Genomic DNA, 25,089 nt, shown 5'->3' with positions numbered 1-25,089 from the left:
TCATGACTTCGGAGTTTATTATCGGTCTGGCCGGGAAAGCGGTCTATACTTCACTGCTGGCCAGCGCACCCATGCTTATTCTAGCTCTGGTTGTAGGACTCATTATCAGTGTGTTTCAGGCAACCACTCAAATTCAGGAGCAAACCCTGGCCTTTGTGCCTAAAATCATTGCCGTACTTCTGGCAGTACTTTTGTTTGGTCCTTGGATATTGAATATACTGGTCGATTTCACGTTTAACATTCTCGATAATTTATACAGATACATAGGGTAGGCTGCTGCAGATGGAGACATTGTTGCAAAGTTTTCCTGTCGCTCTGCTTATGTTTTGTCGAATAGCATCATTTTTTGTAACTGCGCCGGTCTTCTCGGCTCGGAATGTGCCGAATTCTCTTAAAATTGGCTTATCGGCATTTGTAACCTTTACTGTGTATATGGTATACGGCATAGACCAGGTTGTACCTACAGATCTGAGTTATATCCTGCTGGTTATCCGAGAGATATTGATTGGCTTGCTCTTAGGCTTTGTTGCTTATCTGTTAATGACGGCTATACAGACCGCAGGAACATTTATTGATCTTCAGATTGGTTTTGGTATGGCCAACGTATATGATCCAATGACAGGTGCTTCTGCACCGCTTACAGGTAACTTCAAATATGCTTTTGCGGTATTGCTCTTTCTGACAATGAATGGACATCATTATCTGCTCGATGCCATTGTATACAGTTATCGCTGGATTCCGTTGTCGAATGTATTCTTTCTACGATTGGCAGATGGAAGTATTGCTGAATTTTTGGTGCGTACCTTAGGTCAATCATTTATGTTAGCTTTTCAGATGTCTGCGCCGATTGTAGTTGCTCTATTTTTGACAGATGTAGGATTGGGATTCTTAGCGAAGACGGCTCCTCAATTCAACGTATTTGCCGTCGGAATGCCACTTAAGGTACTCGTAGGGCTTGCTATTTTGCTTTTGCTGGTTCCCAGCTTTGCCTTTGTGTTTAGTCAATTGTTCGAAGTAATGTTCAGATCCATGGAAAACTTGCTTGGGACCATTGGACAGAGGCCGGGCTGAGTGAAACGGAGGACAAGATTCGAATGAAATATCAACTCGACCTCCAGATGTTTGCGGGGGAAAAAACAGAGAAGGCTACCCCGAAAAAAAGACAGGATACGCGAAAAAAAGGACAGGTTGTCAAAAGTATGGAGCTGTCCGGCGCATCCATTCTCCTATTCACGTTTTTGATTATGATGATGTTCAGTAACTTTTATAAAGAACGAATAGTTCGACTGTTTACGGACATCTTCATAAATCGACTGAGTATGGAGATCACCGGGGAGAATGTTGTCGCTCTGATGATGCGATATGGTATCGAGGTAATGCTGTTGCTTGCTCCTGCTTTGCTAGGTGCGGTACTTGTTGCGTTAATCGTTAATTACATGCAGGTTGGTTTTCTTCTTGTAGGGGAAGGTTTGAAGCCAAAACTTGAGAAGTTGGATCCGATAAAAGGGTTCAAAAATATTTTTTCTCTTCGTTCTTTGGTGGAATTCGCTAAATCGATTCTGAAAATGTCAATTATCGGTTTTCTCGTTTACAGTACAATCACAAGTTACCAATCAGACATTGCTTCACTGTCACATTTTTCACTGGATGCGATTCTTCATTTTGCTGCTTCGATTACCTTAAGCTTGGGAATTAAAATTGCCGTAGCGCTCCTGGTACTTGCAGTATTCGATTACATGTATCAGAAGTACGATTATGAGAAGAACATACGTATGTCCAAGCAAGACATCAAGGACGAATACAAAAAAATGGAAGGTGACCCACTGATCAAGGGGAAAATCAGGGAGCGTCAGCGTCGTATGGCTGTTCAGCGCATGATGCAGGAAGTTCCCAAAGCGGATGTAATTATCACCAACCCGACTCACTTTGCCGTTGCGCTTAAGTATGAAGGCTCGGAGATGGAAGCGCCGCAGATAATAGCCAAAGGTCAGGATTACGTCGCCTTGCGTATTAAGGAAATTGCCAAAGAGCACGGTGTCATTACAATGGAAAACAAGCCGCTGGCACGGGCATTGTTCCAGAGAGCCGAGATTGGTGACGCCATACCGGCTGATTTGTTTCAAGCGGTAGCCGAAGTGCTGGCTTATGTATATAAATTAAAGGGCAGAACGAAATAACAAGGGATCGGAGGCCGTACATTCATTGAAAACAAAAGATATAGCTGTCCTTGCGGGTATCATCGGCATCGTGTTGATGATGATTCTCCCGATCCCAACCTGGTTGTTGGACATGTTGCTTGTCATCAATATCTCAATTGCACTGATGATACTGCTTGTTGCAATGAACAGCAAAGAGGCACTGCAATTTTCTATCTTTCCTGCATTGTTGCTAATCACGACGTTGTTTCGATTAGCACTCAATATATCGACAACGAAACTGATTCTGGGAGAAGGAGACGCAGGTTCGGTAGTTGCTACCTTTGGTAGCTGGATAGCAGGTGGACAGATTGCAATTGGATTCATTGTGTTTCTGATTCTCGTCGTTGTTCAATTTATCGTTATTACGAAGGGGTCGGAGCGTGTAGCTGAAGTCGCAGCACGATTTACCCTCGATGCGATGCCTGGTAAACAGATGAGTATCGACGCAGATTTGAATGCTGGTCTGATCAACGAGCAGCAAGCACGTGAACGTCGTTCCAAAATTGAACGCGAAGCTGACTTCTACGGAGCCATGGATGGAGCGAGTAAATTTGTAAAAGGAGACGCTATTGCGAGTATCATTATTCTCCTGATTAATCTCATTGGTGGATTTATCATCGGAATGACGGTTCATGGTCTCGATTTTGCAGAATCGCTGTCTACCTATTCTGTGTTAACGATCGGGGATGGACTGGTAAGCCAGATTCCTGCACTCCTGATATCTACAGCAGCAGGTCTTATCGTAACAAGAGCATCATCGGAAGGGAATTTGGCCGATGACATTACGGGACAATTGTTTACATACCCGACGCTCCTTTATATTGTAGCTTTTGTAATAGCGATGCTCGGTTTTTTCACACCGATTCATATTATTACAACGTTGCCACTTGCAGGTTTGCTGGCTTTTGCCGGATGGAGGATGCAGAATAATCTGAATCAGAAGCAAGAGGCAGAGGAGCAAATGGAAGAGGAGCAGCAGATTGAAGAAGTTAGAAGTCCGGAGAGTGTAATCAACCTTCTTCAGGTTGACCCAATTGAGTTTGAATTTGGTTACGGTTTGATTCCTCTGGCTGACAATCAGCAGGGTGGAGACTTATTGGATCGGATCATTATGATTCGTAGGCAATGTGCTCTTGAACTGGGGTTAGTCGTTCCGGTTATCCGGATTCGGGATAATATCCAATTAAGACCGAATGAATATGTCATCAAAATTAAGGGTAATGTTGTTGGCGGCGGAGAACTGTTGTTGAATCATTATCTGGCCATGAGTCCGGGTTATGAAGAAGAATCTGTTACAGGGATCGAAACGACAGAGCCAGCTTTTGGTCTGCCAGCGTTATGGATTGATGAAGTAACCAAAGACAGAGCTGAACTTGCAGGATATACGGTTGTAGATCCTCCTTCAGTTGTAGCCACACATCTGACTGAATTGATTAAGAAGCATGCGCATGAGTTACTTGGCAGACAAGAAACGAAAGCACTCGTGGATAATCTCAGAGAGAATTATGCTGCGCTAGTGGATGAACTCATCCCATCCGTCCTGTCCATCGGAGATGTACAGAAAGTGCTCGCCAAGTTGTTGCGTGAGAAAGTTTCCATTCGTGATATGGTTACAATCTTCGAGACACTGGCGGACTACGGAACGTACACCAAAGACCCGGATGTGCTGACGGAATATGTGAGACAATCCCTTTCTCGTCAGATTACCCAGCAATTCTCCCAAAAAGGAGAGACGCTTAGAGTCATCACTGTTGGACCTGGTCTGGAGAAGAAAATTGCCGAGAGTGTACAGCAATCTGATCAAGGCAGTTATCTTGCATTGGATCCGGTTTCAACACAAAGTGTATATCAAAAGTTGACTGAACAAGTCAATCGATTGATCCAGTCGGGCCAGCAGCCTGTTGTATTAACTTCTCCAACCATTCGTATGTATCTGCGTCAGGTGATTGAACGTACCATGCAGGATATACCAGTGCTTTCCTATAGTGAGTTGGAGCCGAATGTTGAAATTCAAAGTGTCGGGGTGGTGAACTTATGAGAGTAAAACAATACGTCGTTGAGACCATGCCCGAAGCTATGCTTCAAATTCGTAAAGACCTGGGAAGTGATGCTGTCATTCTGTCCACCAAGGAAATCAAGGTGGGGGGGGTGCTGGGGATGTTCCGTAAGAAAAGGATCGAAGTTGTAGCTGCTGTAGATAAGGAAGAAAAAAAACAGGCTACAACTCAAGTGCAAAACCAATTTCCACCCGTACCTCGTGCATTTGTACCTGAAGCATATCGACAAACGGCTCGTCCGTTTGTCGTTGCTTCTGATGAATCAGCTGCGAGTATCGCTGAAAAAAATGTGCAAGAGAAAACTACGGATGCCACAGCTGTGTCTGAATCGAGTAAACTCGGTTCAGACATGAGCAACGGCAGATCTTCTTTGAGTATCGAGCATAAACCGCGACCGCAAGGGGCGGATTTTTCGGGTTTAACATCCGCCACTGGGCAGCAGGAGCAGGTGAACGATCCGCAGCAGGGCCAACTAATGTCTGAATTGCAGGAGCTCAAACTGATGATGACCAAGTTGTCTAAGCAAGGAGCAACGGCAGATCCGTTATCAGAGGAGTTTCATGCTCTTCGAGAAAGGTTGATGGAGCAAGACATTTGGCCAGAAGTATGGGAATCTTGGTTTGAGGTTGTTCAGACGAATCTCTCTGAAAAAGAATTAGATGAAGTAGAAGCCGTTCAAGCAGTTCAATTGGAAATATCACATTTTTTGGAGAAACGTATCGACGTGGGCATTTTGCCAACCACACGCATTGTGTATGTAGCTGGGCCAACTGGCGTTGGTAAAACAACGACCATTGCCAAGCTGGCTGCTGAACAGATGTTCAACAAACAGCGAAAGGTAGGGTTCATTACTTCGGATACCTATCGTATCTCAGCGGTAGAACAACTTAGAACGTACGCATCCATTTTAAATGTCCCGCTTGAGGTCGTACAATCCCCAGGTGATACACAACGTGCGATCTCTCGTCTTGAGGGATGTGATCTGATCTTCATGGATACAGCCGGAAGAAACTACAGAAATGAATTGCTTGTTTCAGAACTGCAAAGCTTACTCGCGCCTGTGGAAAATAGTGAAACTTTTTTGGTTTTGAGCATGACTTCCAAAAGTGCCGATATGGTTCAAATAACGGAGCATTTCAGTAAATATGGGCTGGATAAGGTTATTTTTACGAAGATGGATGAGACCGGAAGCTACGGCCCTATGTTTAACCTGCTGCATCGTTTTCCACTTAAACTTGCTTATGTGGCGAACGGACAAAATGTGCCTGATGATCTACTCAAACCTGATGCGGATTCTCTGACCAAACAATTGTTAGGAGAGCTTGTACGATGAAGGACCAGGCAGCCTCACTCAGAAGTATGGTCTCCATGCCTAACGGAGTGGAGGGAAGAGATCGTGATTCACGCTCCTCCAAAATCATAACCGTTGCCAGTGGAAAAGGAGGGGTTGGTAAATCCAACTTCACACTTAATTTTGCACTGAGCTTACAGGCAATGGGGCAGAAGGTATTGGTGTTTGATGCAGATATAGGGATGGCTAATATCGATGTCCTAATGGGAACCTCATCTCCCTATAATCTGTACCATCTGTTATACCGACAGAAATCCATACAGGAAATCATACAGCTTGGTGCAAGCGGGTTGCCTTATATCGCCGGGGGTTCGGGGATGAAAGAATTGTTCTCATTGTCAGATCGAGATCTGGAGTTTTTTGCTGGACAAGTTGAAGAGATTGCACAGGAGATGGACTATGTCATTTTTGATACCGGGGCAGGACTTTCCAGAGAAAACATGAAATTTATCGGTGCAGCCGATGAATGCCTGATCATCACCACACCTGAACCGACTTCGATAACCGATGCTTATGCATTAGTTAAAGTGATGCATGGCCAGGAAAATGCCACACCCTTTCGGATGATCGTTAACCGGGTTGAAGACCAGCAAGAGGCGGAACGGGTGGCGGATAAAATAGCTGGAGTGGCAAAGAGGTTTTTACAGATCGATATCCCCCTGCTTGGATATATTTCCGAAGATGCCCAGGTTGTAAAGGCAGTTAAAAGGCAAGTGCCATACAGTCTGGCATATCCGAATGCAAAAGCTTCAAGGGATATATTGAAACTCGCACATCACTATTTGGCTGTACCTGCTGCTCCGGGATCCGAAACCTTGACAGGAATCAGAGGATTTATGAAAAAGTGGCTAAAGCGGACAACATGATTTCTGAATAAAGGAAACAGGGGTGGAAACAACATGGCGGTGTATCAAGTATTGGTTGTCGATGATTCCGCTTTTATGCGTAAAATTGTTTCAGATTTAATTGAAGCAGATTCGGAGTTTAAGGTTACGGCAACAGCATCAAATGGTAAGGAAGCTATTCAAAAAGCAAAAGATTTGAAGCCCGATGTCATCACAATGGACGTTGAGATGCCTGAAATGAATGGGTTGGACGCTTTAAAATCGATCATGAAGCAATCTTTCGTCCCGGTGATTATGCTTTCGGGTATCAATGAACAAGGCATGAAAGAGACCATCATGGCGCTCGAGGCCGGTGCGTTTGACTTCATTCGTAAGCCATCGATTGTGCATGATCAGGATATTGCCCAAGTAGGTAAAGCACTGATTGAGCGGATGCGAGCAGCTATGGATGAAATCAAGCGAAAAGCCGATCGTGAAGCATCCATGAAGAAACGGGATGAGGCACAGAGCAAACTACTGCAACAGTCTCAGCGAGTTCAGGTTGATTCTTCTTTACCAGATCGTAAAGGTCTTTTGAAGAAAAAGATAGAATCTGCCCAGCAAGGGACACGACTTGGCAGCGGACAAACTGAATCCTTACGAGCAAAACCGAAGCATCCCACTATTCCATTGACGAAGCAGAATACGGGACGCCTGGACAAAAAGCTGGAGTCATTGCGAGATTCAAATCGAGCTTCGGATGCCAGCAATGACAAATTAGCAAAGCCAAATAAGCTAACGAAATCTCCAAAGGAAAACCGCTTGTCCAATATATCTCGATTGGCAGAACAGGAAACTGCTGCAGCTTCAGCTGAGCCATCCAAAGATAGTGTGAAGGTAATTCCTTCTCATAAGGGAGCAGGACCGGAAGGATCATTTAACAAACTTGTGGCTATTGGTTGTTCAACTGGTGGACCAAGAGCCCTCAAGACTTTGCTGGAGCAACTGCCAGGTGATTTACCTGCTCCAGTCATTATTGTACAGCATATGCCACCTAACTTTACTCGATCCCTTGCACAGCGATTGAATACGTTCAGTGAACTGCATGTGGTTGAAGCTGAGGAAGGCATGGTTCTACGAAAAGGCACGGCCTATATTGCTCCTGGCGGCTTTCATGTCAAAGTCAGCAAAACTGCTGATGGAAGGTTCACCGTAAAGCTGACAGAGGAAGAACCAGTCAATGGACACCGGCCGTCAGTAGATACGATGTTTGAGTCGCTGCTGCCGTACACGTCATTGCAACGACATTTGGTTTTGCTGACAGGGATGGGCAGTGATGGCGCTCGTATGATGAAAAAATTGTATGAAGCGGGTGTCACATCAACATTTGCAGAGAATGAAGAAACTTGTGTTGTTTATGGTATGCCGCGTTCTGCTGTAGAGCTACAATGCGTGCGTCATCTTCTACCATTGCAGGAGATTGCGCCTAAACTTGTTCAAGCTGTGAAATAAATGGAGTTAACTCATGGAGGAGGTGCCTCACAATGGACATGAATCAATATTTATCTATGTTTATTGATGAGTCTAATGATCATCTGCAGTCCCTTAACGAAAATATGCTTCAACTCGAAGGCAGTCCGGAGGATCTGGGAATTGTTCAGGTCATATTCCGCTCTGCTCATACGTTGAAGGGTATGGCTGCTACAATGGGATTTGAGGATTTGGCATCATTGACGCACAAAATGGAAAATGTGCTGGATCTGGTGCGTAACGAAAAGTTGAAAATGCAGGATTTCATTTTTGATACCCTGTTCAAGAGTTTGGATGCTTTGGAGAATATGGTTCAGGATATTACCGGAGGTGGAGAGGGTAAAGCGGATGTCTCTTCCATCGTAGCTTCTCTCCAAGCAATTGAGAGTGGTGAATGGACGGGAGGTACTGCTCCAGTAGCCGAAGCAAATCAATCATCAAGTACAGTAACACCAAGTGCGGTTGAACTGGACGAATTCCAGTACTCCGTATTGGATCAGTCCATAGCTGAAGGTCACCGTGTGCTCTATATTGAAGTTCTTGTCAGCGAACAGAGCCAGCTGAAGGGCGTACGTGCATATATGGTCTTCGATCTGTTAGAACGTTCGGGTGAAATTGTTAAATCGTTCCCAACCGTTCAGGATATTGAGCAAGAGAAGTTTGAGCGCAGTTTTTCGTTGTATTACATAACGACCAAAGAGGCGCAGGAACTTGAAAAAGGCATTATGAGCATCTCTGAAATTGAGAGTGCCAAGGTCATTCAGCTGGATCAAGAGACTCTTCAGCAGATGACCAATCAGGCAGCGGCAACAGCTGAAGTGGAAGCTGCACCTGTTCCTGCTCCAGTAGATGCATCCCCGGAACCAAATTCTTCATCGAAAGAAGAACCAAAGAAGCCGGTAGTCACCAAAACAGCTGCACCTAAACAAGCCGCTGCACCTTCACGTACCATCCGTGTGGATATAGAACGTCTGGATGTACTGATGAACTTGTTCAGCGAGTTATTGATTGACCGTTCACGCCTGGAGCAGTTGGCCAGTGAGACGGGTAATAATGATTTATCGGATACGGTAGCTCATCTGAGCAGAGTCAGTACAGATTTGCAAAATATTGTACTGAAATTGCGGATGGTTCCAGTAGATACGGTATTTAACCGTTTCCCGCGTATGATTCGTGACCTTGCTAAAACACTGGACAAAAAAATCGATCTGGTCATTACGGGTGCCGAAACGGAACTTGATCGGACGGTAATCGATGAGATCGGCGATCCGTTGGTACATTTGCTGCGTAACGCAGTTGACCATGGTGTTGAATCGATCGCAGAGCGTGTAGCAGCAGGTAAACCTGAATTGGGAACAGTTAACCTTCGGGCCTTCCACAGCGGAAATCATGTATTTATTGAGATCGAAGATGATGGTAAAGGCATTTACCGGGATAATCTTTTGAGAACAGCAGTCAAGCGTGGAGTTGTTACCGAAGAACAAGGTGCCAAGATGAGCGATGATGAAGTGAACCAGCTGTTGTTTGCACCAGGGTTCAGTACCGCTGATAAAATCTCGGATATCTCCGGCCGTGGAGTAGGTTTGGATGTTGTAAAATCCAAAATCACTTCTCTTGGTGGTAATGTAACCATTCATTCTACACCGGGTAAAGGGACCAACTTCTCTGTTCAGTTACCATTGACCTTGTCTATTATCGCTGCGATGCTTGTTCGACTGGGATCCGAGAAATATGCCGTTCCTTTGTCTTCCATTGTGGAGACAGCCATTGTACAGCGTGAACAGGTTCGCAACATTCATGGTAATAAAATGATCACATTCCGTGAGTCTCTAATTCCGTACCTGTCGTTGAGCGAAGTTTTTGGAGTGCCTGATTTCAATGATGCGGACGAACAAGAAACTGAAATCGTGGTCATTCGCAAAGGTGAACGTCTTGCAGCTGTAGCCGTTGAAGAATTTATTGGACAGAGTGAGATTGTTCTTAAATCGATGGGTACTTATCTTCCTGCCATTGAAGGAATCTCTGGTGCAACGATTCTGGGAGACGGACAAGTAGCTCTGATTCTTGACCCTAATGCATTTATTAAATAAGCACACAAGATAAGTCTTACATTTAATAGGGAGGTTTTTTCCATGGAAGAAGAGTTGAAAGTCATTGTCTTTAAATTAGGATCCGAAGAGTATGGTATTGAGGTAGACAAGGTTCAGACGATAGAGCGTATGATGCCTATTACCCGTGTTCCGAAGACCTTCTCTTTTGTGAAAGGAGTTATTAACTTACGCGGTGTTGTTATTCCCGTCATTGATCTGCGTGGTCGATTCTCTTTGCCGGAAACAGAATATACCGATCAAACACGTATTGTCATTGTAGGTGTAGACGACATGCAAGTCGGCTTTATCGTTGACTCTGCCAATGATGTTATTGACATCAAGCGTGATGCTATCGATAGTCCGCCTGAAGTGGTTGGTGGAGTTAAAGCAAGATACTTGCGTGGTGTAGCCAAATTGGAGGATGCTCGCTTGTTGATTATGCTTAACCTGAACGAAGTATTAAATAAAAGCGAGGTTGTACAGCTGGAAAGTATTGAGGGCTAACACCGTGGAACTGTTCAACCGATTTGAGGGATTCCAAATGGATGTGCTCAAAGAGGTCGGTAACATTGGAGCAGGCAACGCCGCAACGGCGTTGTCTCAGCTTCTTAATAGACCGATTGACATGGGTGTACCTACAGTGCAGATGCTTCCTTTTGAAGAAGTTGCTGAAAAAGTGGGCGGGGATGAACGTATTGTTGTTACTGTATTTCTTCGTGTTGAAGGCGAAGCACCAGGCAATCTGTTCTTTATGATGGCACCTGAGGCTGCCAAAATGCTGTTGAACCGTCTTGCTGGTTTTGATCTGAAGGAAGGTCTTGCATTCACGGAAATGGAACAATCGGCTCTATCCGAAATCGGAAATATTTTGGCAGGTTCATACCTTTCTTCATTGGCAGATTTCACGAAACTATCTATGTATCCGACTGTTCCTGGACTTGCTATTGATATGGCAGGAGCCATTTTGAGTTATGGTTTGTTGCAGTTTGGTGAAATGGGCGACGATGCATTATTGATTGACACTTCTTTCTTTGAAGGCGAAGATCAGGTAGAGGGTCAATTTTTCCTGATTCCGGATCCGCCATCATTTGCTAAGATATTTGAATCTCTAGGGGTGCCACTGGATCATGATTGAGGACAAAAGCGTCGTTAAAGTCGGTATGGCGGATTTGAACATTGCTCATCTTCCCGGCGTAATCCGTACGACTGGCTTGGGCTCTTGTGTTGGATTAACAATGTATGATCCGCATTTGAAGCTTGCCGGAATGGCGCATGTCATGCTCCCCACTTCAGAGATTGCTCGTGAAGGAACTTTGAACAAAGCCAAATATGCGGATACGGCATTGCCGGAATTGTTACAAAGAATGATACAACTCGGTGCATCTCGTTCACGTATTGTGTCCAAAATGGCTGGAGGGTCTCAGATGTTTGCCTTCGCGGGAGCAGGGGATACGATGCGTATCGGACCGAGGAATGCGGATTCTTGTCGGGAATGGTTAGAAAAGCTTGGGATTCCACTTCTTGCCGAAGACACCGGTGGGAATTACGGACGAACGATTGAAATGGACTGTGAAACTGGACTTTTGACTATTCGAAGTGTCCAAATGGGTGTAAAGGAACTATAAGACATGATAGGAAACTACCGTATTAATCTTGGAGCAGGCATAGTCGGATTTATTCTGACTTTTTTTGTAGCATACAGCAGCAATGTGTTGATGACCAGCTTAATACGCGGGTTGATCGGCTTTGTAGCCTGGTTTGTCCTTGCTTATGGTTTACGCTGGGGACTGGGATTGCTGCTGAACCCTTCATCAGAGGGGAATGGGTATGGTTATGATTCACCAGGCGATCAAGAACTAAGAGGTTCACAGGTGGACATTAAACTCGAAGACGATGGACAAGAGCTGAACGACTTGCTCAAACATGGACAGAACGCCTCCTCTGGGGAGAACCTTCCACCATCTGAGACGAAAGCTCCAACGGGATTTGCCCCTTTGGATCCGCCTAAACTTGTCCGGACCAAAGATCCGGAGGAGTTGGCGCAGGCCGTTCGTCACCTGACAGACAAATAAGGAGGGTGAAAGCAATTGAACGAGCGTAAAGCTTCACATTTGAACCACGCTGACTTGTGGGAAAAGTGGAAAGAACAAGGCGATCTTGAAGCCAAGAAAAGTTTGATCGGAAAGTATCTTCATATTGTAAACTATGTATCCGGGCGTTTGGCTGTTGGTCTGCCCAAAAATGTCCCGAAAGATGATCTGGAGAGCAATGGAGTTATGGGATTAATTGATGCGTTGGAGAAATTTGACTATGAACGTGGTCTGCAATTTGAAACGTACGCCTCCTGGCGGGTGCGTGGTGCCATCCTTGATGGTTTGCGTCAGGGTGATTGGGTGCCTCGTTCCGTACGGGAGAAAGCAAAGCGGATTGAAGATGCTTACCAGCAGCTAGAGCAGACATACTTGCGTTCTGTTAGTGACGAAGAAATGAGCCAGTATCTCGACGTGTCTACGAAAGACTTTCAACATATGCTTCAAGAAGTGGCAGTTATGTCGCTTTGCTCTCTGGAAGATCCAATCCGGGAAGAAGAGTCCGAGACTCGACTTTCATTAATGGTCGATGAAAAAGCAAAAAACCCGGATTACAAAGTAAATGAATTCTACTTAAAAGAAGCTTTAGTGCAAGGGCTTGAAAAATTGACGGTCAAAGAGAGAACGGTTGTTTCACTTTTATATTATGAAGATCTCTCTCTTAGTGAAATTGCTGAAGTAATGTCTCTTTCTCCGTCACGTATCTCGCAATTGCACTCAAAGGCCATTTTAAGGTTACGTGGAACACTGGATAAACAGAAAGACTTGCTTATGCGTAAAGATTAATATAGTAATATATGAATAGAGAGCATTAACAATGGATATTGGGGAGTGGAAAGTCTAAAAGGGGGAAGAAATGCATTGACACAGCAGACTGTTTTGGAACAGTGTTTGAGCATTGTTTTATCAGATGATAAAAGTACGGCCTACCTTGAATTTTCCAAACAGGAAGAAGGTTTTGCCTGTACACCGGATGAGCTCGAAAAATTTATAGCGAGTCAGGGTATTAAGTATGGTGTGCTGCGCGAAGCGTTGCTTGTTTTTGTGAGTCATCCTGAGATGTACGTGAAGGATCGATACAAGATTGCCGAAGGTATTAAACCAGTACCTGGAACTAATGGCTTTATTAAAGTGCTGGTGGGCATGGACGATTCCAATGAACGGCGACCTTTGGAAGCAGAGAACGGAACAGTCGATTACAAAGAAGTGACTCGCTTAAACAATGTTCGAACAGGTCAAATCATTGCCGAACGAATTCCTCCTGTGGATGGCACGATGGGAAGGGCTGTAACTGGTGAAGAAATACCGTTTCGTCCAGGGAAAGAAGCACGCTTCAAAGTGGGGAAAAATGTTGTCGTTAACCCTGATGGATCCGCGATGTATGCCGCTCTGGATGGATTGGTTACCAAAACAGAAGGCAACAAATTGAATGTGTTTCCGGTATACGAGATCAATGGCGATGTGGATTATAACACTGGTAACATCGATTTTGTGGGTACAGTTGTCATCCGCGGCAATGTGCTTACCGGATTTAAAGTAAAAGCTGCGGGGGATATACGTGTCGTCGGAGGTGTCGAGGGGGCGGAGTTGGAAGCAGGTGGCTCTGTCGAAATTACCGGCGGTATTATTGGTTATAACAAAGGGCTTATACAAGCAGGGCATAACGTGAAATGTACCTTTATTCAAGAAGGCAACGTCGATGCGGCTGAAAATGTTCTGGTATCCCAAAGTATTATGCATTCCACGATTCGTGCAGGTCATGCGGTAATCTGTGAAGGTACCAAAGGACTTATCGTTGGCGGGTCGATCCAGGCTGGAGAAAAGGTCTCAGCACGCGTCGTCGGCAACAGTATGTCTACTGTGACATCCATTGAAGTAGGGGTACTGCCTAAGCTCCGTAATGAGTTGAGTGACTTACGTAAGGAAGTCAAAGAGCAGATGGATGCTTTGGATAAAACGAAAAAAGCTTTGACATTATTGGATCAGTTAGCTGCTGCAGGCCAACTGACCCCGGATAGAATGTCCATGCGAATCAAACTGAGTGCGACTCAAAAATCTGCCCTTCGTCTTAGCGAGGAAACGAAAACACGTATCTTTGAAATTGAGAAGGTTCTTGAAGATACAAGTAGGGCTCGCGTCGATATTCATAAGATGATTTATGGAGGCTCTAGAATAGTTATCGGCAGATACACCAAATTTATTAAAGATCCGGTAAGTCGAATATCTTTTTATTATCATGATGGGGATATAACGATGGTTCCATTCGTTTAAGTACAGCATTCAAGCACATGAAGAAATCCATTCGATACCGTGAGGTGAGCGTATGAGTTTCAAAGCGGTTGAGTTGCAGATTGCCGTACCTAGAACAAGTGAGGCGGGGCGTTATCAGAATGAAGCCCAGCAGAGACCGGTCATTGACCAGAACCTGCTAGCGGAACAAACGGCCAAAGAAGCAAATGAAGCAAGGCAACGAAGCGAGGCGCTGGATGAAACAGCGCACACAGATGTACGCGATGGTCAATCTAGAAACAAAGAGCAGCAGAGCGGCTCCAACGAATCTGAAGTTACTTCAACGCTGGAAACTGTCAAACCTGCTGAGCATCCCTACAAAGGAAAACATATTGACCTGTCGTTGTAATGGATGACATGTGACTCACATGTAGTCTTAAACACCGATGGCTGCATTAAAAGGAGAGAACCCGATTTGTCACCATGGATCATTATTGTCATATTAGGAGCCTGCGCAATTGCATATGCGCTTATCATGCCCAAGAAAAACAAAGTGCAGGAGCCTGGGCATCACCTGGTGCAAGAGATGGAATCTACGCTTGAACATTATATGGCTGAGATAGAGAACGATAATGATGCTCTCATTCAGCGTGTTGCTGAAATGAAGGGTGAGGCGACGGCTGCAGATCAGCGTATGCAATCACAGCTTCAGGAATTACAGCGGAGGTTGGATCAACTGGAAGAAAGTAAAACGAAAGAAACAGACATACCCTCCAATATAATTCCGGTACATAGCACAAGCGGATTGCAAGCACAGGCGCTTGTAGACAGTGTGCGAGCAGATTCGGCCCAACAGGTGTCAGAAGCAGAACAGCAGGCCGCTGTACAAGAATCTGAGCCTGTACGTGAATCCATTAAGGACCGATATGCTGAGCTGTTTAATCTATATGCTGAAGGAAAGTCAGTGGATGCCATTGCCAAGCAGACGGGCATACAACGTGGAGAAGTACAGCTGATTTTACAGTTGGCAGAACGGGAGGAGAGCTAACAGATGGACAAGCGCTCCTTATGGATTGGACTTGGAAGTGGCATGATTGTTGGTGCGGTATTGCTGCAGCTTGCAACGGTTGGACAAAACGCATTGTTTGAGAGTAATCTCGACCCTGAGTTGGCTACAGCCAATCTGACAATGGAACAGCTTGAAGCAGCTGCAAAGAGCATGGACATGAAGCTTGTAGCTTCTGATGAAGAGCTGTATACAGAAGCTGAGTGGGTAGCGAAGAAGAAACAAGAAGGCAGCGAACTACAGGGGAAAACGGCAACGGCACCTGAAGCGGCAGAATCGGCTGTGAAACCGGAGCAACCTGACGATCCAAAGCAACCTGTCACTAATGAAAGTGACAAACAGGACGAAGTCGATCAGCCAAAGACGACCGAACCGTCAACTCCTAACAGTCCCGAAGCTGCGGCTACTGTATCGTTCAAAGTACGTTCAGGCAACAGTCTGGCCATCGTGGCCGGGAATCTGGAGAAAGCCGGGATTGTCGATAGTGCAGAAGCTTTCGTAAAGGCGGGCAGAGCAGAGCGAATTAATACCAAAATACAAGTCGGTACCTATGACTTGGAAAAAGGCGAAAGTTTCAAATCCATTATTGCCAAGATTACAAAAGAACCGTCAAACTGAGTGCGCTCAGGCAGGGCGGTTTTTTTGTATAAATAATGACAAGTTCTGTATCGCTATGAAGGAACGGAAATTTGCATTGAAAGACTGTTGCATCAGGCAATCAGTTATGCTATATTAGATAACGGTGTTAAAACACACGCATGTGCTAATTTTGTTGAGGGTGCTTTCCTGATGGAGAGTCTTGGCGAAAAATGATGCCGGCGGAGGACACAATAAAACCATATTAGGAGGTGTGTGAAGATGGCAGTAATCTCCATGAAGCAGCTTCTCGAAGCTGGGGTACACTTCGGTCACCAAACTCGTCGTTGGAACCCAAAAATGGATCGTTATATCTTCACTGAAAGAAACGGAATTTATATCATTGACTTGCAAAAGACAGTGAAAAAAGTCGAAGAGGCTTACAACTTCGTTAAAGGAATCGCAGGAGAGAATGGTACAATTCTTTTCGTGGGTACTAAGAAACAAGCTCAAGATTCCGTTAAAGAAGAAGCTGAACGCGCTGGTCAATTCTACATTAACCAACGTTGGCTCGGCGGTACCCTGACTAACTTCTCAACTATTCAAAAACGTATTGATCGTTTGAAACAGTTGGAAGCTTGGGAAGAAGACGGTACTTTCGCTGTATTGCCTAAAAAAGAAGTAATCTTGCTTCGCAAAGAGAAAGATCGCCTGGAGAAATTCCTCGGCGGTATTAAAAATATGAAAGGCCTGCCAAGCGCCCTGTTCATCATCGATCCACGCAAAGAGCGTATCGCTGTTGCGGAAGCTCGCAAATTGGGTATCCCAATTGTAGGTATCGTTGATACTAACTGCGATCCGGACGAGATCGATTATGTTATCCCGGGTAACGACGACGCAATCCGTGCCGTTAAGCTGTTGACAGGTAAAATGGCTGATGCCGTTATCGAAGCTAACCAAGGCGAAGAAACTTCCGCTTAATAGATTCGAACATATCTAATGAATTAAATGAAAAGGGTGGTTGGTAGGTGGATAACCTCTCACTGCCCTTTTTTTAGAGTGTACGTACAATTACTTATTTTTGGAGGGAATTAATAATGGCAGTTAATGCGAGTGCAGTAAAAGAACTCCGTGAAAAAACGGGCGCAGGTATGCTCGATTGCAAAAAAGCACTGGAAGAAGCAAACGGTGACATCACGAAAGCAGCTGAATTGCTGCGCGAAAAAGGTCTGTCAGCAGCAGCTAGCAAAGCTGGCCGTGCGGCAACTGAAGGCGTTGTAGAGTCTTACATCCACGCAGGTGGACGTATTGGTGTACTGGTAGAAGTTAACTGTGAAACTGACTTCGTTGGTAAAACAGATCAATTCAAAGATTTCGTTAAAGACATCGCTATGCAAATCGCAGCAGCGAGCCCGAAATTTGTTACTCGTGAAGAAGTTCCTACAGAAGAGCTGGAAAAAGAGAAAGAAATTCTGAAAGCTCAAGCTCTGAACGAAGGCAAACCAGAAAAAATCGTTGAGAAAATGGTTGAAGGCCGTATCGGTAAATATTACGAAGAATTCTGCCTGTTGGAGCAAACCTTTGTTAAAGATCCTGACAAAACGATCTCCCAACTGCTGAACGAAAAAATCAGCCAAATCGGTGAAAATATCTCCATCCGTCGTTTCGTTCGTTATGAACTGGGTGAAGGTCTTGAGAAAAAAGTAGACAACTTCGTAGAAGAAGTTATGTCCCAAGTAAACAAATAAGACGGTTTTCAAACCGGCAAGCAGGAATGATTTTCGAAGATATAAGAATGATGAAACTTCGAAGCGCTACTCCCTTATATCCCAGGAAAACAATGCCTTACCGGTTGAACGTTTTTCCTAAAAGAGCGGAACACAACTGTGTTCCTTTCTTTTTAAGCAGGAGGCCATGCGCGAGAAGTTTTGTTGGTTGAACGCCGAGGGTGTTCAATTCAAAGTGGAGGGTGAATAATTGGAACAGCCAGTATTTAAACGTGTTGTCTTAAAGGTCAGCGGAGAGTCTCTTTCCGGTCAAAATGGCTACGGTATTGATGCAGAGACGATCTCGTCGATTGCCCAGCAAGTAAAAGAAGTAGTTGAACTAGGTGTTCAGGTTGCTATCGTATGCGGCGGTGGAAACATCTGGCGCGGAATTGCCGGTAGCGAAAACGGCATCGATAGAGCAACTGCCGATTATATGGGGATGCTGGCGACGGTTATGAACTCGCTCGCCCTGCAAGATGCACTGGAACAGATTGAAGTGCCTACTCGCGTACAGACATCGATTGCCATGCAACAAATTGCAGAGCCTTATATTCGTCGTAGAGCTATTCGTCATCTGGAGAAAGGCCGGGTCGTTATTTTTGCAGCAGGTACAGGTAACCCGTTCTTCTCCACCGATACAACAGCAGCACTGCGCGCAGCAGAGATCGAAGCAGAAGTCATCTTAATGGCCAAAAATAAAGTTGATGGTGTATACTCAGCGGATCCGTTTAAAGACAGCACAGCTGTCAAGTTTGATCAGTTGACTTACATGGATATACTTAACAAAGATCTTGGTGTAATGGACTCAACGGCGTCCTCGCTGTGTAAGGACAACAACATTCCGTTGATCGTATTTGCCATTACGGAACAAGGTAACATCAAACGTGTTGTTCTCGGTGAACGCATCGGGACAATCGTTAAAGGGAGTGTAGATTAATGCCACAAGCGGTTAAAAAACATGCCGAAGAACGTATGGATAAAGCGATTCAAGCGTTACGACGTGATCTTGCCACTTTGCGTGCAGGTCGTGCAACTCCGGCTCTTCTCGACCGGATTCAAGTAGAGTATTACGGTGCAATGACTCCACTCAACCAATTGGCTAATATCAGTACACCGGATTCCCGGACATTGATGATCCAGCCGTGGGATAAATCCTCCATGGGGGATATTGAGCGTGCAATTATGAAATCCGATCTTGGCCTTACGCCAGCGAACGACGGAACTATGATTCGTCTGTCCATTCCGGCACTTACGGAAGAACGCAGACAAGAACTTGTGAAGTTGACGAAAAAGTTCGGTGAAGAAGGCAAAGTAGCCATTCGTAATATTCGCCGTGATGCGAATGATGATATTAAAAAAATGGAGAAGTCAGACATTTCCGAGGACGAGTCCCGGAGACATCAAGACGACATCCAAAAATCGACTGATAAGTTTATTGCTGAAGTCGATAAGGTACTCGCTGCCAAAGAAAAAGAAATCATGGAAGTGTAAGACAAGCGCAGCCCCTCCAATACGGTGGGGTTTTGTCTCTTTTCCAAGCTTCAGGTGAAGAAACTTCAGGGATTTTGGAGGAACAGGAATGATCAAACGGGTTCGGTCGTGGTGGAATGGGGCTGACAAGCAGGAAACGCTGACTATATCCGAGGATAATATCCCGCAGCACGTCGCCATCATTATGGACGGCAATGGACGATGGGCGAAACGTTTGGGTCTCCCACGAATAGCTGGCCACCAGAATGGGATGAAGGCGGTCAAACGTGCGACCATCGCGGCGGATGAACTGGGCATCAAATATCTGACGATGTACGCTTTTTCGACAGAAAACTGGACGCGTCCAAAAGAAGAAGTGGATTTTCTGATGCGGCTTCCGCAAGAATTTTTGGCGATAGAGCTGGATGAGCTTATAGAAAAAAATGTACGCATCCGTATGATGGGCCAGGAGGAGCATTTGCCTTCCCATACCATTAATGCTTTGCGTGAGGCTATTCGTCTTACGGAACATAACACAGGGCTTGTTTTGAATTTTGCAATGAACTACGGAAGTCGTCGCGAAATGACGGACTGTGTCAAACAGATCGCTCTGCAGGTAAAGTCGGGGGAACTATCGGCAGACGACATTACGCCTGAACTCATTGACAGACATATGCTCACTGGAGATATGCCTGATCCGGATTTGCTGATCCGGACGAGCGGAGAGTTGAGATTAAGCAATTTCATGCTTTGGCAGCTTGCATATAGCGAATTATGGTTTACGGATATATACTGGCCCGAATTTGGCAAAAAGCATTTGCTTGAAGCAGTAGCCGAATATCAGCGCAGAACAAGGCGTTACGGCGGTTTGAAATAGATGGAGGATGAAGCCGTTGAAACAGCGATTAACGACAGGAATCATAGCAGGTGTGTTATTTTTGGGTTTTTGCATGCTGGGCGGACCCTGGTACCATGGCTTGGTATTGCTTATGGCTCTCATCGGTTATTATGAATTTGTTAAAATGACCGGGGTACAGCCTTTTTCGGGTGTAGCCCTAATTGGTTATGCAGGTATCTTTGCGATTGTGTTTCCTTGGGAAATGGTTTGGGAGGCCAGACCACTAACGTTATTCCAGATCGGATGGCTTGTGATGCTTGTATTAATGACGGCATCTGTGGTAACTAAAAACAAGATTCCTGTAAACACTGTTGCCATGCTCTTTCTGGGAGTAATGTATATTGGAATCGGTTTTTATTACATCGCGGAATCGAGACATTTGCATCATGGGTTGTTCTGGACGTTTCTGCTTCTGGGCTCCATATGGGCAAGTGATGCAGGTGCCTATTTTGTAGGAAAACTTATCGGAAAGAACAAACTTTGGCCGTCGATCAGTCCTAATAAAACGGTGGAAGGTGCACTGGGTGGTATTGTGATCGCGGTAGTCACTTCTGTTGTTTTTGCATTGGTGTCAGACGGCTTGTTGTCTTGGCAAAGAGCGGTATGGATTGGGATTGCATGCGCGGTTGTAGGACAAATGGGAGATCTGATTCAATCTGCTTACAAACGTGTGTATAACATCAAAGATTCCGGCACTTTGCTCCCGGGGCATGGCGGTATTCTGGATCGATGCGACAGCTGGATTGTCGTTTTTCCATTCGTACATATACTAATGCTTCTGCCCTATTAAAAATGAGCACAAGCCATATGACAAACTATTCGTCATAGGCATTGGATAAATAAAGATGAGGTGCAGCATGAAAAAAATTGCGATTCTCGGGTCAACCGGTTCCATTGGAACTCAGACACTGGATGTAGTCGATATGCATCCCGAACGCTTTCAAGTAGAGGGACTGGCTGCTGGGAGCAATATAGAGCTGCTGATTGAGCAAGCGAAGCGTTATCGACCCAAAAAGGTATCAGTTGGCTCAAAGGAGCTAGCAGAGACCGTGGCACCGCACTTACCTATCGAAACACAGCTTTTTTATGGCAAAGAAGGACTAGTGGAAGTTGCTGCTGGAACGGATGCAGATACGGTTGTCACTGCTGTAATGGGGAGTGTTGGGCTTGAGTCTACCTTGGCTGCTATTGATGCAGGAAAACAGATTGGGCTGGCTAACAAAGAGACGCTAATTACAGCGGGACATATTGTTACTGCCAGAGCGGCTGCGAAAGGGGTACCGATTCTGCCTGTGGATAGTGAGCACTCGGCTATCTTCCAATGCTTGAATGGAGAACCTCGTGAACGCGTGATGGGAATTACACTTACGGCTTCTGGAGGATCGTTCCGTGATTTGACTCGTGAACAGCTCAAGGAAGTTACCGTAGAAGATGCACTCAAACATCCGAACTGGTCGATGGGGTCGAAGATTACGATAGACTCGGCGACGATGGTGAATAAAGGTCTGGAAGTTATTGAAGCGCATTGGCTGTTTGGACTAAGTTATGATCAGATTGATGTGTTGCTTCACCCGGAGAGCATCATTCATTCCTACGTGGAGTTTAATGATACAAGCATTATCGCCCAGCTTGGCAATCCGGACATGCGTGTTCCCATTCAGTATGCACTGACCTATCCTGACCGCTTACCATCGCCTTCACAACGTCTATCCCTATCGCAAGTGGGCAAACTGCATTTCCGTGAGATGGATATGGAACGGTTCCCTTGTTTAAGAATGGCATATGAATGTGGTAAAATGGGGGGGACCGCAACAACGGCGTTTAATGCAGCCAACGAGGTTGCCGTAGCACGTTTCTTGCGTAAAGAGATTTCGTTCCTTAAAATAGAGGATATTATTGCTTCTGTGCTAGAAGCACACCGCAATGTGGACGAGCCTGATCTGGAGGAAATCGCAAAATGTGATCAGGAGAGCCGTCAACTTGCGTTCAGTCTGTAATCTCTTTTTTCAAGATAAAATGGAAGAAGTGATTCTCTTGTGCGGCATCAGAGAATAATGATAATCTAAAGGGACAGACTGCGGTTCGTGCCGTGAAGGAGGATGGATAGGGATTGGAAACCATACAAGTGGTATTTCTAACGGTGCTCATGTTCTTTGTCATCGTGACGGTTCATGAATGGGGACATTATTATTTTGCCAAACGCGCCGGTATTCTTGTACGGGAATTTGCGATCGGTTTTGGTCCCAAATTGTTCTCATATAAAAGAAACGAGACCCAGTTCACACTACGTCTGCTGCCTTTTGGCGGGTATGCACGTATGGCTGGGGAAGATCCGGAACTGGTAGAAATTCAAGAAGGTCAGACCATTGCGGTAAGGTCGGCTGATGACCAAGTCAAAATGATCTACCTCGATCAATTGGATAATCGCAAAAATGTAATTCGTGGTGAAGTCATCTCCATTGATATGGAGAATGCACTGAAATTGCAACTCGATGTGGATGGCGAAATTCAGCAGTACCGGATACATCCGCAAGCGATGTTGGTAAGTCGTGGGAAACAAACCCAGATTGCACCGAAAGATCGCCAATTTGGTAGTAAAACGGTGGGGCAGCGGGCAATGGCGATTTTTGCTGGTCCACTCATGAATTTCATTTTGGCATTTGTCTTATTTGCAGTCTATGCACAGATGGCTGGGGTTCCAGTTGAGAATCCGAAAAATCTGGAGATTGGTGAAGTGCTTGAAGGTGGAGCTGCCTACCAAGCGAACCTGCAAAAGGGAGATATCATTGAGACAATCAATGGTACTGCTATTGGTACGGACTCGCAAAAAATGGTGACGATGATTGCCGATTCCAAAGACAAACCGATGGAATGGACACTGCGTCGGGGGGATGAAACGTTTAATATAACGATTACGCCTCGTGCAGTAGAAGGTCAAGAAGGCGGTAAGGTCGGAATTGTACCAACGCTGCCAACCAGATCTGTTGGATTTGTTGAAACCTTTAAAGTGTCAGGGATAGCGATGGTTGATACAACCAGAGTAATCTTTGAAGGCTTCAGACATCTTATTAATCAATTTAACATGGACGATATAGGTGGTCCGGTGCGTACGTTTGAGGTTACAGGCCAGATTGCAAAACAGGGTATTGAGCAATTAACCAGATGGGCTGCCATTTTGAGCCTTTATCTTGGTATCTTCAACCTGCTACCGATCCCTGCGCTTGACGGAAGCCGTTTGGTTTTCCTGGGGGTTGAGGCGCTTCGTGGCAGACCTGTTGACCCGAACCGAGAAGGTATGGTTCATTTTGTTGGCTTCGCGATGTTGTTTGTACTGATGCTGGCAGTAACATATAATGATATATTACGATTAATTAACGGATAATTATGGTTTGACTACGCTCTGTCTATTCAGAGATAGTCGTAATGGGAGGACGCTGGAGTCTTATGTCAAAGGAAAATGATAAACAGTTCGTGACTGAAATTACACCTCAGGGCGAGGATTTCTCACGCTGGTACATTGATGTTATTAAAAAAGCTGATCTCATGGACTATGCACCCGTACGCGGTTGTATTGTTTTCAAACCAGACGGATTTGAGATCTGGGAACATATTAAGGATGAGTTGGATCGTCGTTTCCGTGAAACGGGCCATCGCAATGCTTACTTCCCGATGTTCATTCCTGAGAGCTTTTTCCAAAAAGAAAAAGAACATGTTGAAGGCTTCAATCCCGAATTGCCTTGGGTTACGGAAGCTGGGGGAGAGAAGCTGGAAGAACGTCTGGCAATCCGTCCTACATCCGAAACGATTATTGGTCACATGTACTCCAAGTGGATTCAGTCTTATCGGGATCTTCCGGTATTGATCAACCAGTGGGCTAACGTAGTCCGTTGGGAAAAAAGAACGTTGCCTTTCCTTCGCACAAGTGAGTTCCTGTGGCAGGAAGGTCACACTGCGCATGAGACCGAAGAAGAAGCACGTGAAGAAACGATGAAAATGCTTCAGATTTATCGTGAAGTGGTTGAAGAGTATTTGGCTATTCCGGTAATTGTGGGTCAGAAAACCAAATCCGAGAAGTTTGCGGGTGCGGTGGATACGTACTCGATCGAAGCCATGATGAAGGATGGACGTGCTGTACAAGCAGGTACATCACACTACATGGGAACGAACTTTGCAAAAGCATTTGAAATTCAGTATCTTAGCCGGAATAATGTGCTGGAGCTGGCTTACACCACTTCATGGGGGGTAAGCACACGTTTAATCGGTGCGTTAATTATGGTTCACGGAGATGACCGTGGCCTGGTTCTTCCTCCTAAAGTTGCACCAACACAAGTGGTCATGATTCCAATTGGACCGCCAAAAACACGCGATGCCGTTGTAGGCCGTGCGGACGAGTTGTTCGCTGAACTGAAACAAGCGGGAATTCGTGTGAAAATGGATGATCGCAGTGATGTTCGTCCAGGCTGGAAATTCAACGAATATGAGATGCGTGGTGTTCCAATTCGTCTCGAAATTGGTCCGCGCGATATGGAGAACGGTGTGTGTGTTCTCGTTTCCCGGATTACGGGAGAGAAGAAAGTCGTTGAACAAGCAAATCTGGTGGAAGAAATCCAGACTATGCTGACTCAAGTGCAAGCCGATATGCTGCAACGTGCTCGCACGTTTATGTCGGACAACTTCTACTCTGTAGATACGCTCGATGAGATGAAGGAATTGATGGAAAACAAACGCGGGTTCACACTGGCTGGATGGTGCGGTTCAGAAGCTTGCGAAGATAAAGTAAGAGAAGTAACAGGTGCAACAAGCCGGAACATTCCGTTCCAGCCTGCGGAAGAAAAGCATACGTGCCTGGCTTGTGGTGAACAAGCGAAACACACGGTAGTGTTTGCAAGAGCGTACTAAGTCAGGATAACCTGACTAACAGCACTTATTCACCGTAAGAGT

At 45.3% G+C, this 25,089-nt stretch carries 26 protein-coding genes; all 26 read left to right on the top strand.

What is annotated here, in order from left to right; genetic code table 11:
* Positions 1-2: 2 nt before the first annotated feature.
* The 26 genes from fliQ (at position 3) to proS (ending at position 25,047) form a co-directional block, all read left to right on the top strand.
* Positions 3-272, top strand: coding sequence for a flagellar biosynthesis protein FliQ (fliQ, locus tag G3352_RS24850; protein ID WP_163760935.1), 270 nt, complete (start codon positions 3-5; stop codon positions 270-272).
* A gap of 10 nt (positions 273-282) precedes the next feature.
* Positions 283-1,071, top strand: a complete 789-nt coding sequence (gene fliR / locus G3352_RS24845; protein WP_063566399.1) for a flagellar biosynthetic protein FliR — start codon at positions 283-285, stop codon at positions 1,069-1,071.
* Between the two features lie 23 nt (positions 1,072-1,094).
* Positions 1,095-2,177, top strand: coding sequence for a flagellar biosynthesis protein FlhB (gene flhB / locus G3352_RS24840; protein ID WP_163760933.1), 1,083 nt, complete (start codon positions 1,095-1,097; stop codon positions 2,175-2,177).
* 25 nt (positions 2,178-2,202) lie between these two features.
* Positions 2,203-4,236 (top strand): flagellar biosynthesis protein FlhA, encoded by a 2,034-nt coding sequence (gene flhA, locus G3352_RS24835; protein ID WP_163760931.1) that lies wholly within the window; start codon positions 2,203-2,205, stop codon positions 4,234-4,236.
* Positions 4,233-5,588, top strand: a complete 1,356-nt coding sequence (gene flhF, locus G3352_RS24830) for a flagellar biosynthesis GTPase FlhF (RefSeq protein ID WP_163760930.1) — start codon at positions 4,233-4,235, stop codon at positions 5,586-5,588. Before flhA ends, flhF begins: the two co-directional genes overlap by 4 nt.
* Positions 5,585-6,472, top strand: a complete 888-nt coding sequence (locus G3352_RS24825; protein ID WP_163760928.1) for a MinD/ParA family protein — start codon at positions 5,585-5,587, stop codon at positions 6,470-6,472. The genes flhF and G3352_RS24825 overlap by 4 nt, the downstream gene beginning before the upstream one ends.
* A gap of 33 nt (positions 6,473-6,505) precedes the next feature.
* Positions 6,506-7,942 (top strand): protein-glutamate methylesterase/protein-glutamine glutaminase, encoded by a 1,437-nt coding sequence (locus tag G3352_RS24820; protein WP_163760926.1) that lies wholly within the window; start codon positions 6,506-6,508, stop codon positions 7,940-7,942.
* 32 nt (positions 7,943-7,974) lie between these two features.
* A complete protein-coding gene (locus G3352_RS24815) occupies positions 7,975-10,050 on the top strand; it encodes a chemotaxis protein CheA (protein WP_163760925.1) in 2,076 nt (691 codons plus the stop codon).
* 42 nt (positions 10,051-10,092) lie between these two features.
* Positions 10,093-10,554, top strand: coding sequence for a chemotaxis protein CheW (locus tag G3352_RS24810; protein WP_063566392.1), 462 nt, complete (start codon positions 10,093-10,095; stop codon positions 10,552-10,554).
* 37 nt (positions 10,555-10,591) lie between these two features.
* On the top strand, positions 10,592-11,185 hold the full coding sequence (locus tag G3352_RS24805) for a chemotaxis protein CheC (protein WP_090807429.1): 594 nt from the start codon (positions 10,592-10,594) through the stop codon (positions 11,183-11,185).
* Positions 11,178-11,675: a chemotaxis protein CheD gene (locus tag G3352_RS24800; RefSeq protein WP_063566391.1), complete on the top strand. Its 498-nt coding sequence runs from the start codon at positions 11,178-11,180 to the stop codon at positions 11,673-11,675. Before G3352_RS24805 ends, G3352_RS24800 begins: the two co-directional genes overlap by 8 nt.
* A 3-nt stretch (positions 11,676-11,678) precedes the next feature.
* Positions 11,679-12,122, top strand: a complete 444-nt coding sequence (locus G3352_RS24795) for a hypothetical protein (protein WP_163760923.1) — start codon at positions 11,679-11,681, stop codon at positions 12,120-12,122.
* A 15-nt stretch (positions 12,123-12,137) separates the two neighbouring features.
* The gene (locus tag G3352_RS24790; RefSeq protein ID WP_163760921.1) at positions 12,138-12,926 is read left to right on the top strand and encodes a FliA/WhiG family RNA polymerase sigma factor; all 789 of its coding nucleotides are present in this window, start codon (positions 12,138-12,140) and stop codon (positions 12,924-12,926) included.
* Positions 12,927-13,001: 75 nt separating this feature from the next.
* On the top strand, positions 13,002-14,411 hold the full coding sequence (locus G3352_RS24785; RefSeq protein WP_163760919.1) for a DUF342 domain-containing protein: 1,410 nt from the start codon (positions 13,002-13,004) through the stop codon (positions 14,409-14,411).
* 52 nt (positions 14,412-14,463) lie between these two features.
* Entirely contained in the window at positions 14,464-14,778 is a 315-nt protein-coding gene (locus G3352_RS24780) for a hypothetical protein (protein WP_163760917.1), read from the top strand.
* A gap of 66 nt (positions 14,779-14,844) precedes the next feature.
* On the top strand, positions 14,845-15,417 hold the full coding sequence (locus G3352_RS24775; protein ID WP_163760915.1) for a DUF6115 domain-containing protein: 573 nt from the start codon (positions 14,845-14,847) through the stop codon (positions 15,415-15,417).
* A gap of 3 nt (positions 15,418-15,420) precedes the next feature.
* Positions 15,421-16,053: an endolytic transglycosylase MltG gene (locus G3352_RS24770; protein ID WP_163760913.1), complete on the top strand. Its 633-nt coding sequence runs from the start codon at positions 15,421-15,423 to the stop codon at positions 16,051-16,053.
* Between the two features lie 240 nt (positions 16,054-16,293).
* Positions 16,294-16,992 carry a 30S ribosomal protein S2 gene (gene rpsB / locus G3352_RS24765; protein WP_024630243.1) on the top strand — a complete coding sequence of 233 codons (699 nt, stop codon included), beginning with the start codon at positions 16,294-16,296 and terminating at the stop codon, positions 16,990-16,992.
* A 116-nt stretch (positions 16,993-17,108) separates the two neighbouring features.
* Entirely contained in the window at positions 17,109-17,759 is a 651-nt protein-coding gene (gene tsf, locus G3352_RS24760) for a translation elongation factor Ts (protein ID WP_062326078.1), read from the top strand.
* Positions 17,760-17,988: 229 nt separating this feature from the next.
* Positions 17,989-18,717 carry a UMP kinase gene (gene pyrH, locus G3352_RS24755; RefSeq protein ID WP_024630245.1) on the top strand — a complete coding sequence of 243 codons (729 nt, stop codon included), beginning with the start codon at positions 17,989-17,991 and terminating at the stop codon, positions 18,715-18,717.
* Entirely contained in the window at positions 18,717-19,271 is a 555-nt protein-coding gene (frr, locus tag G3352_RS24750) for a ribosome recycling factor (protein WP_024630246.1), read from the top strand. Before pyrH ends, frr begins: the two co-directional genes overlap by 1 nt.
* 88 nt (positions 19,272-19,359) lie before the next feature.
* Positions 19,360-20,127 (top strand): isoprenyl transferase, encoded by a 768-nt coding sequence (locus tag G3352_RS24745; RefSeq protein WP_063566384.1) that lies wholly within the window; start codon positions 19,360-19,362, stop codon positions 20,125-20,127.
* 16 nt (positions 20,128-20,143) lie between these two features.
* Positions 20,144-20,938, top strand: a complete 795-nt coding sequence (locus G3352_RS24740; protein WP_163760910.1) for a phosphatidate cytidylyltransferase — start codon at positions 20,144-20,146, stop codon at positions 20,936-20,938.
* A gap of 67 nt (positions 20,939-21,005) precedes the next feature.
* The gene (locus G3352_RS24735; RefSeq protein ID WP_163760908.1) at positions 21,006-22,145 is read left to right on the top strand and encodes a 1-deoxy-D-xylulose-5-phosphate reductoisomerase; all 1,140 of its coding nucleotides are present in this window, start codon (positions 21,006-21,008) and stop codon (positions 22,143-22,145) included.
* Between the two features lie 113 nt (positions 22,146-22,258).
* Complete coding sequence (gene rseP / locus G3352_RS24730) at positions 22,259-23,530, top strand: RIP metalloprotease RseP (RefSeq protein ID WP_163760906.1); 1,272 nt, start codon at positions 22,259-22,261, stop codon at positions 23,528-23,530.
* A 62-nt stretch (positions 23,531-23,592) separates the two neighbouring features.
* On the top strand, positions 23,593-25,047 hold the full coding sequence (gene proS, locus G3352_RS24725) for a proline--tRNA ligase (RefSeq protein WP_090896017.1): 1,455 nt from the start codon (positions 23,593-23,595) through the stop codon (positions 25,045-25,047).
* Positions 25,048-25,089: the final 42 nt, after the last annotated feature.

Source organism: Paenibacillus sp. ALJ109b, from assembly GCF_010747435.1.
In the GTDB taxonomy this organism is placed as follows: Bacteria; Bacillota; Bacilli; order Paenibacillales; family Paenibacillaceae; genus Paenibacillus; species Paenibacillus taichungensis.
The sequence above is the reverse complement of the archived record's forward strand: the minus strand, read 5'-3'. Positions and strand labels throughout refer to the sequence as shown.

Bases quoted from the DNA above. Each gene is read 5' to 3' on its own strand.
- flhF (WP_163760930.1), top strand. From the start codon at position 4,233: ATGAGAGTAAAACAATACGTCGTTGAGACCATGCCCGAAGCTATGCTT.
- G3352_RS24810 (WP_063566392.1), top strand. From the start codon at position 10,093: ATGGAAGAAGAGTTGAAAGTCATTGTCTTTAAATTAGGATCCGAAGAG.
- G3352_RS24795 (WP_163760923.1), top strand. From the start codon at position 11,679: ATGATAGGAAACTACCGTATTAATCTTGGAGCAGGCATAGTCGGATTT.
- G3352_RS24825 (WP_163760928.1), top strand. From the start codon at position 5,585: ATGAAGGACCAGGCAGCCTCACTCAGAAGTATGGTCTCCATGCCTAAC.
- rpsB (WP_024630243.1), top strand. From the start codon at position 16,294: ATGGCAGTAATCTCCATGAAGCAGCTTCTCGAAGCTGGGGTACACTTC.
- proS (WP_090896017.1), top strand. From the start codon at position 23,593: ATGTCAAAGGAAAATGATAAACAGTTCGTGACTGAAATTACACCTCAG.
- G3352_RS24800 (WP_063566391.1), top strand. From the start codon at position 11,178: ATGATTGAGGACAAAAGCGTCGTTAAAGTCGGTATGGCGGATTTGAAC.
- flhB (WP_163760933.1), top strand. From the start codon at position 1,095: ATGAAATATCAACTCGACCTCCAGATGTTTGCGGGGGAAAAAACAGAG.
- G3352_RS24735 (WP_163760908.1), top strand. From the start codon at position 21,006: ATGAAAAAAATTGCGATTCTCGGGTCAACCGGTTCCATTGGAACTCAG.
- G3352_RS24770 (WP_163760913.1), top strand. From the start codon at position 15,421: ATGGACAAGCGCTCCTTATGGATTGGACTTGGAAGTGGCATGATTGTT.
- fliR (WP_063566399.1), top strand. From the start codon at position 283: ATGGAGACATTGTTGCAAAGTTTTCCTGTCGCTCTGCTTATGTTTTGT.
- G3352_RS24820 (WP_163760926.1), top strand. From the start codon at position 6,506: ATGGCGGTGTATCAAGTATTGGTTGTCGATGATTCCGCTTTTATGCGT.
- fliQ (WP_163760935.1), top strand. From the start codon at position 3: ATGACTTCGGAGTTTATTATCGGTCTGGCCGGGAAAGCGGTCTATACT.
- G3352_RS24815 (WP_163760925.1), top strand. From the start codon at position 7,975: ATGGACATGAATCAATATTTATCTATGTTTATTGATGAGTCTAATGAT.
- G3352_RS24745 (WP_063566384.1), top strand. From the start codon at position 19,360: ATGATCAAACGGGTTCGGTCGTGGTGGAATGGGGCTGACAAGCAGGAA.
- G3352_RS24805 (WP_090807429.1), top strand. From the start codon at position 10,592: ATGGATGTGCTCAAAGAGGTCGGTAACATTGGAGCAGGCAACGCCGCA.
- tsf (WP_062326078.1), top strand. From the start codon at position 17,109: ATGGCAGTTAATGCGAGTGCAGTAAAAGAACTCCGTGAAAAAACGGGC.
- G3352_RS24780 (WP_163760917.1), top strand. From the start codon at position 14,464: ATGAGTTTCAAAGCGGTTGAGTTGCAGATTGCCGTACCTAGAACAAGT.
- frr (WP_024630246.1), top strand. From the start codon at position 18,717: ATGCCACAAGCGGTTAAAAAACATGCCGAAGAACGTATGGATAAAGCG.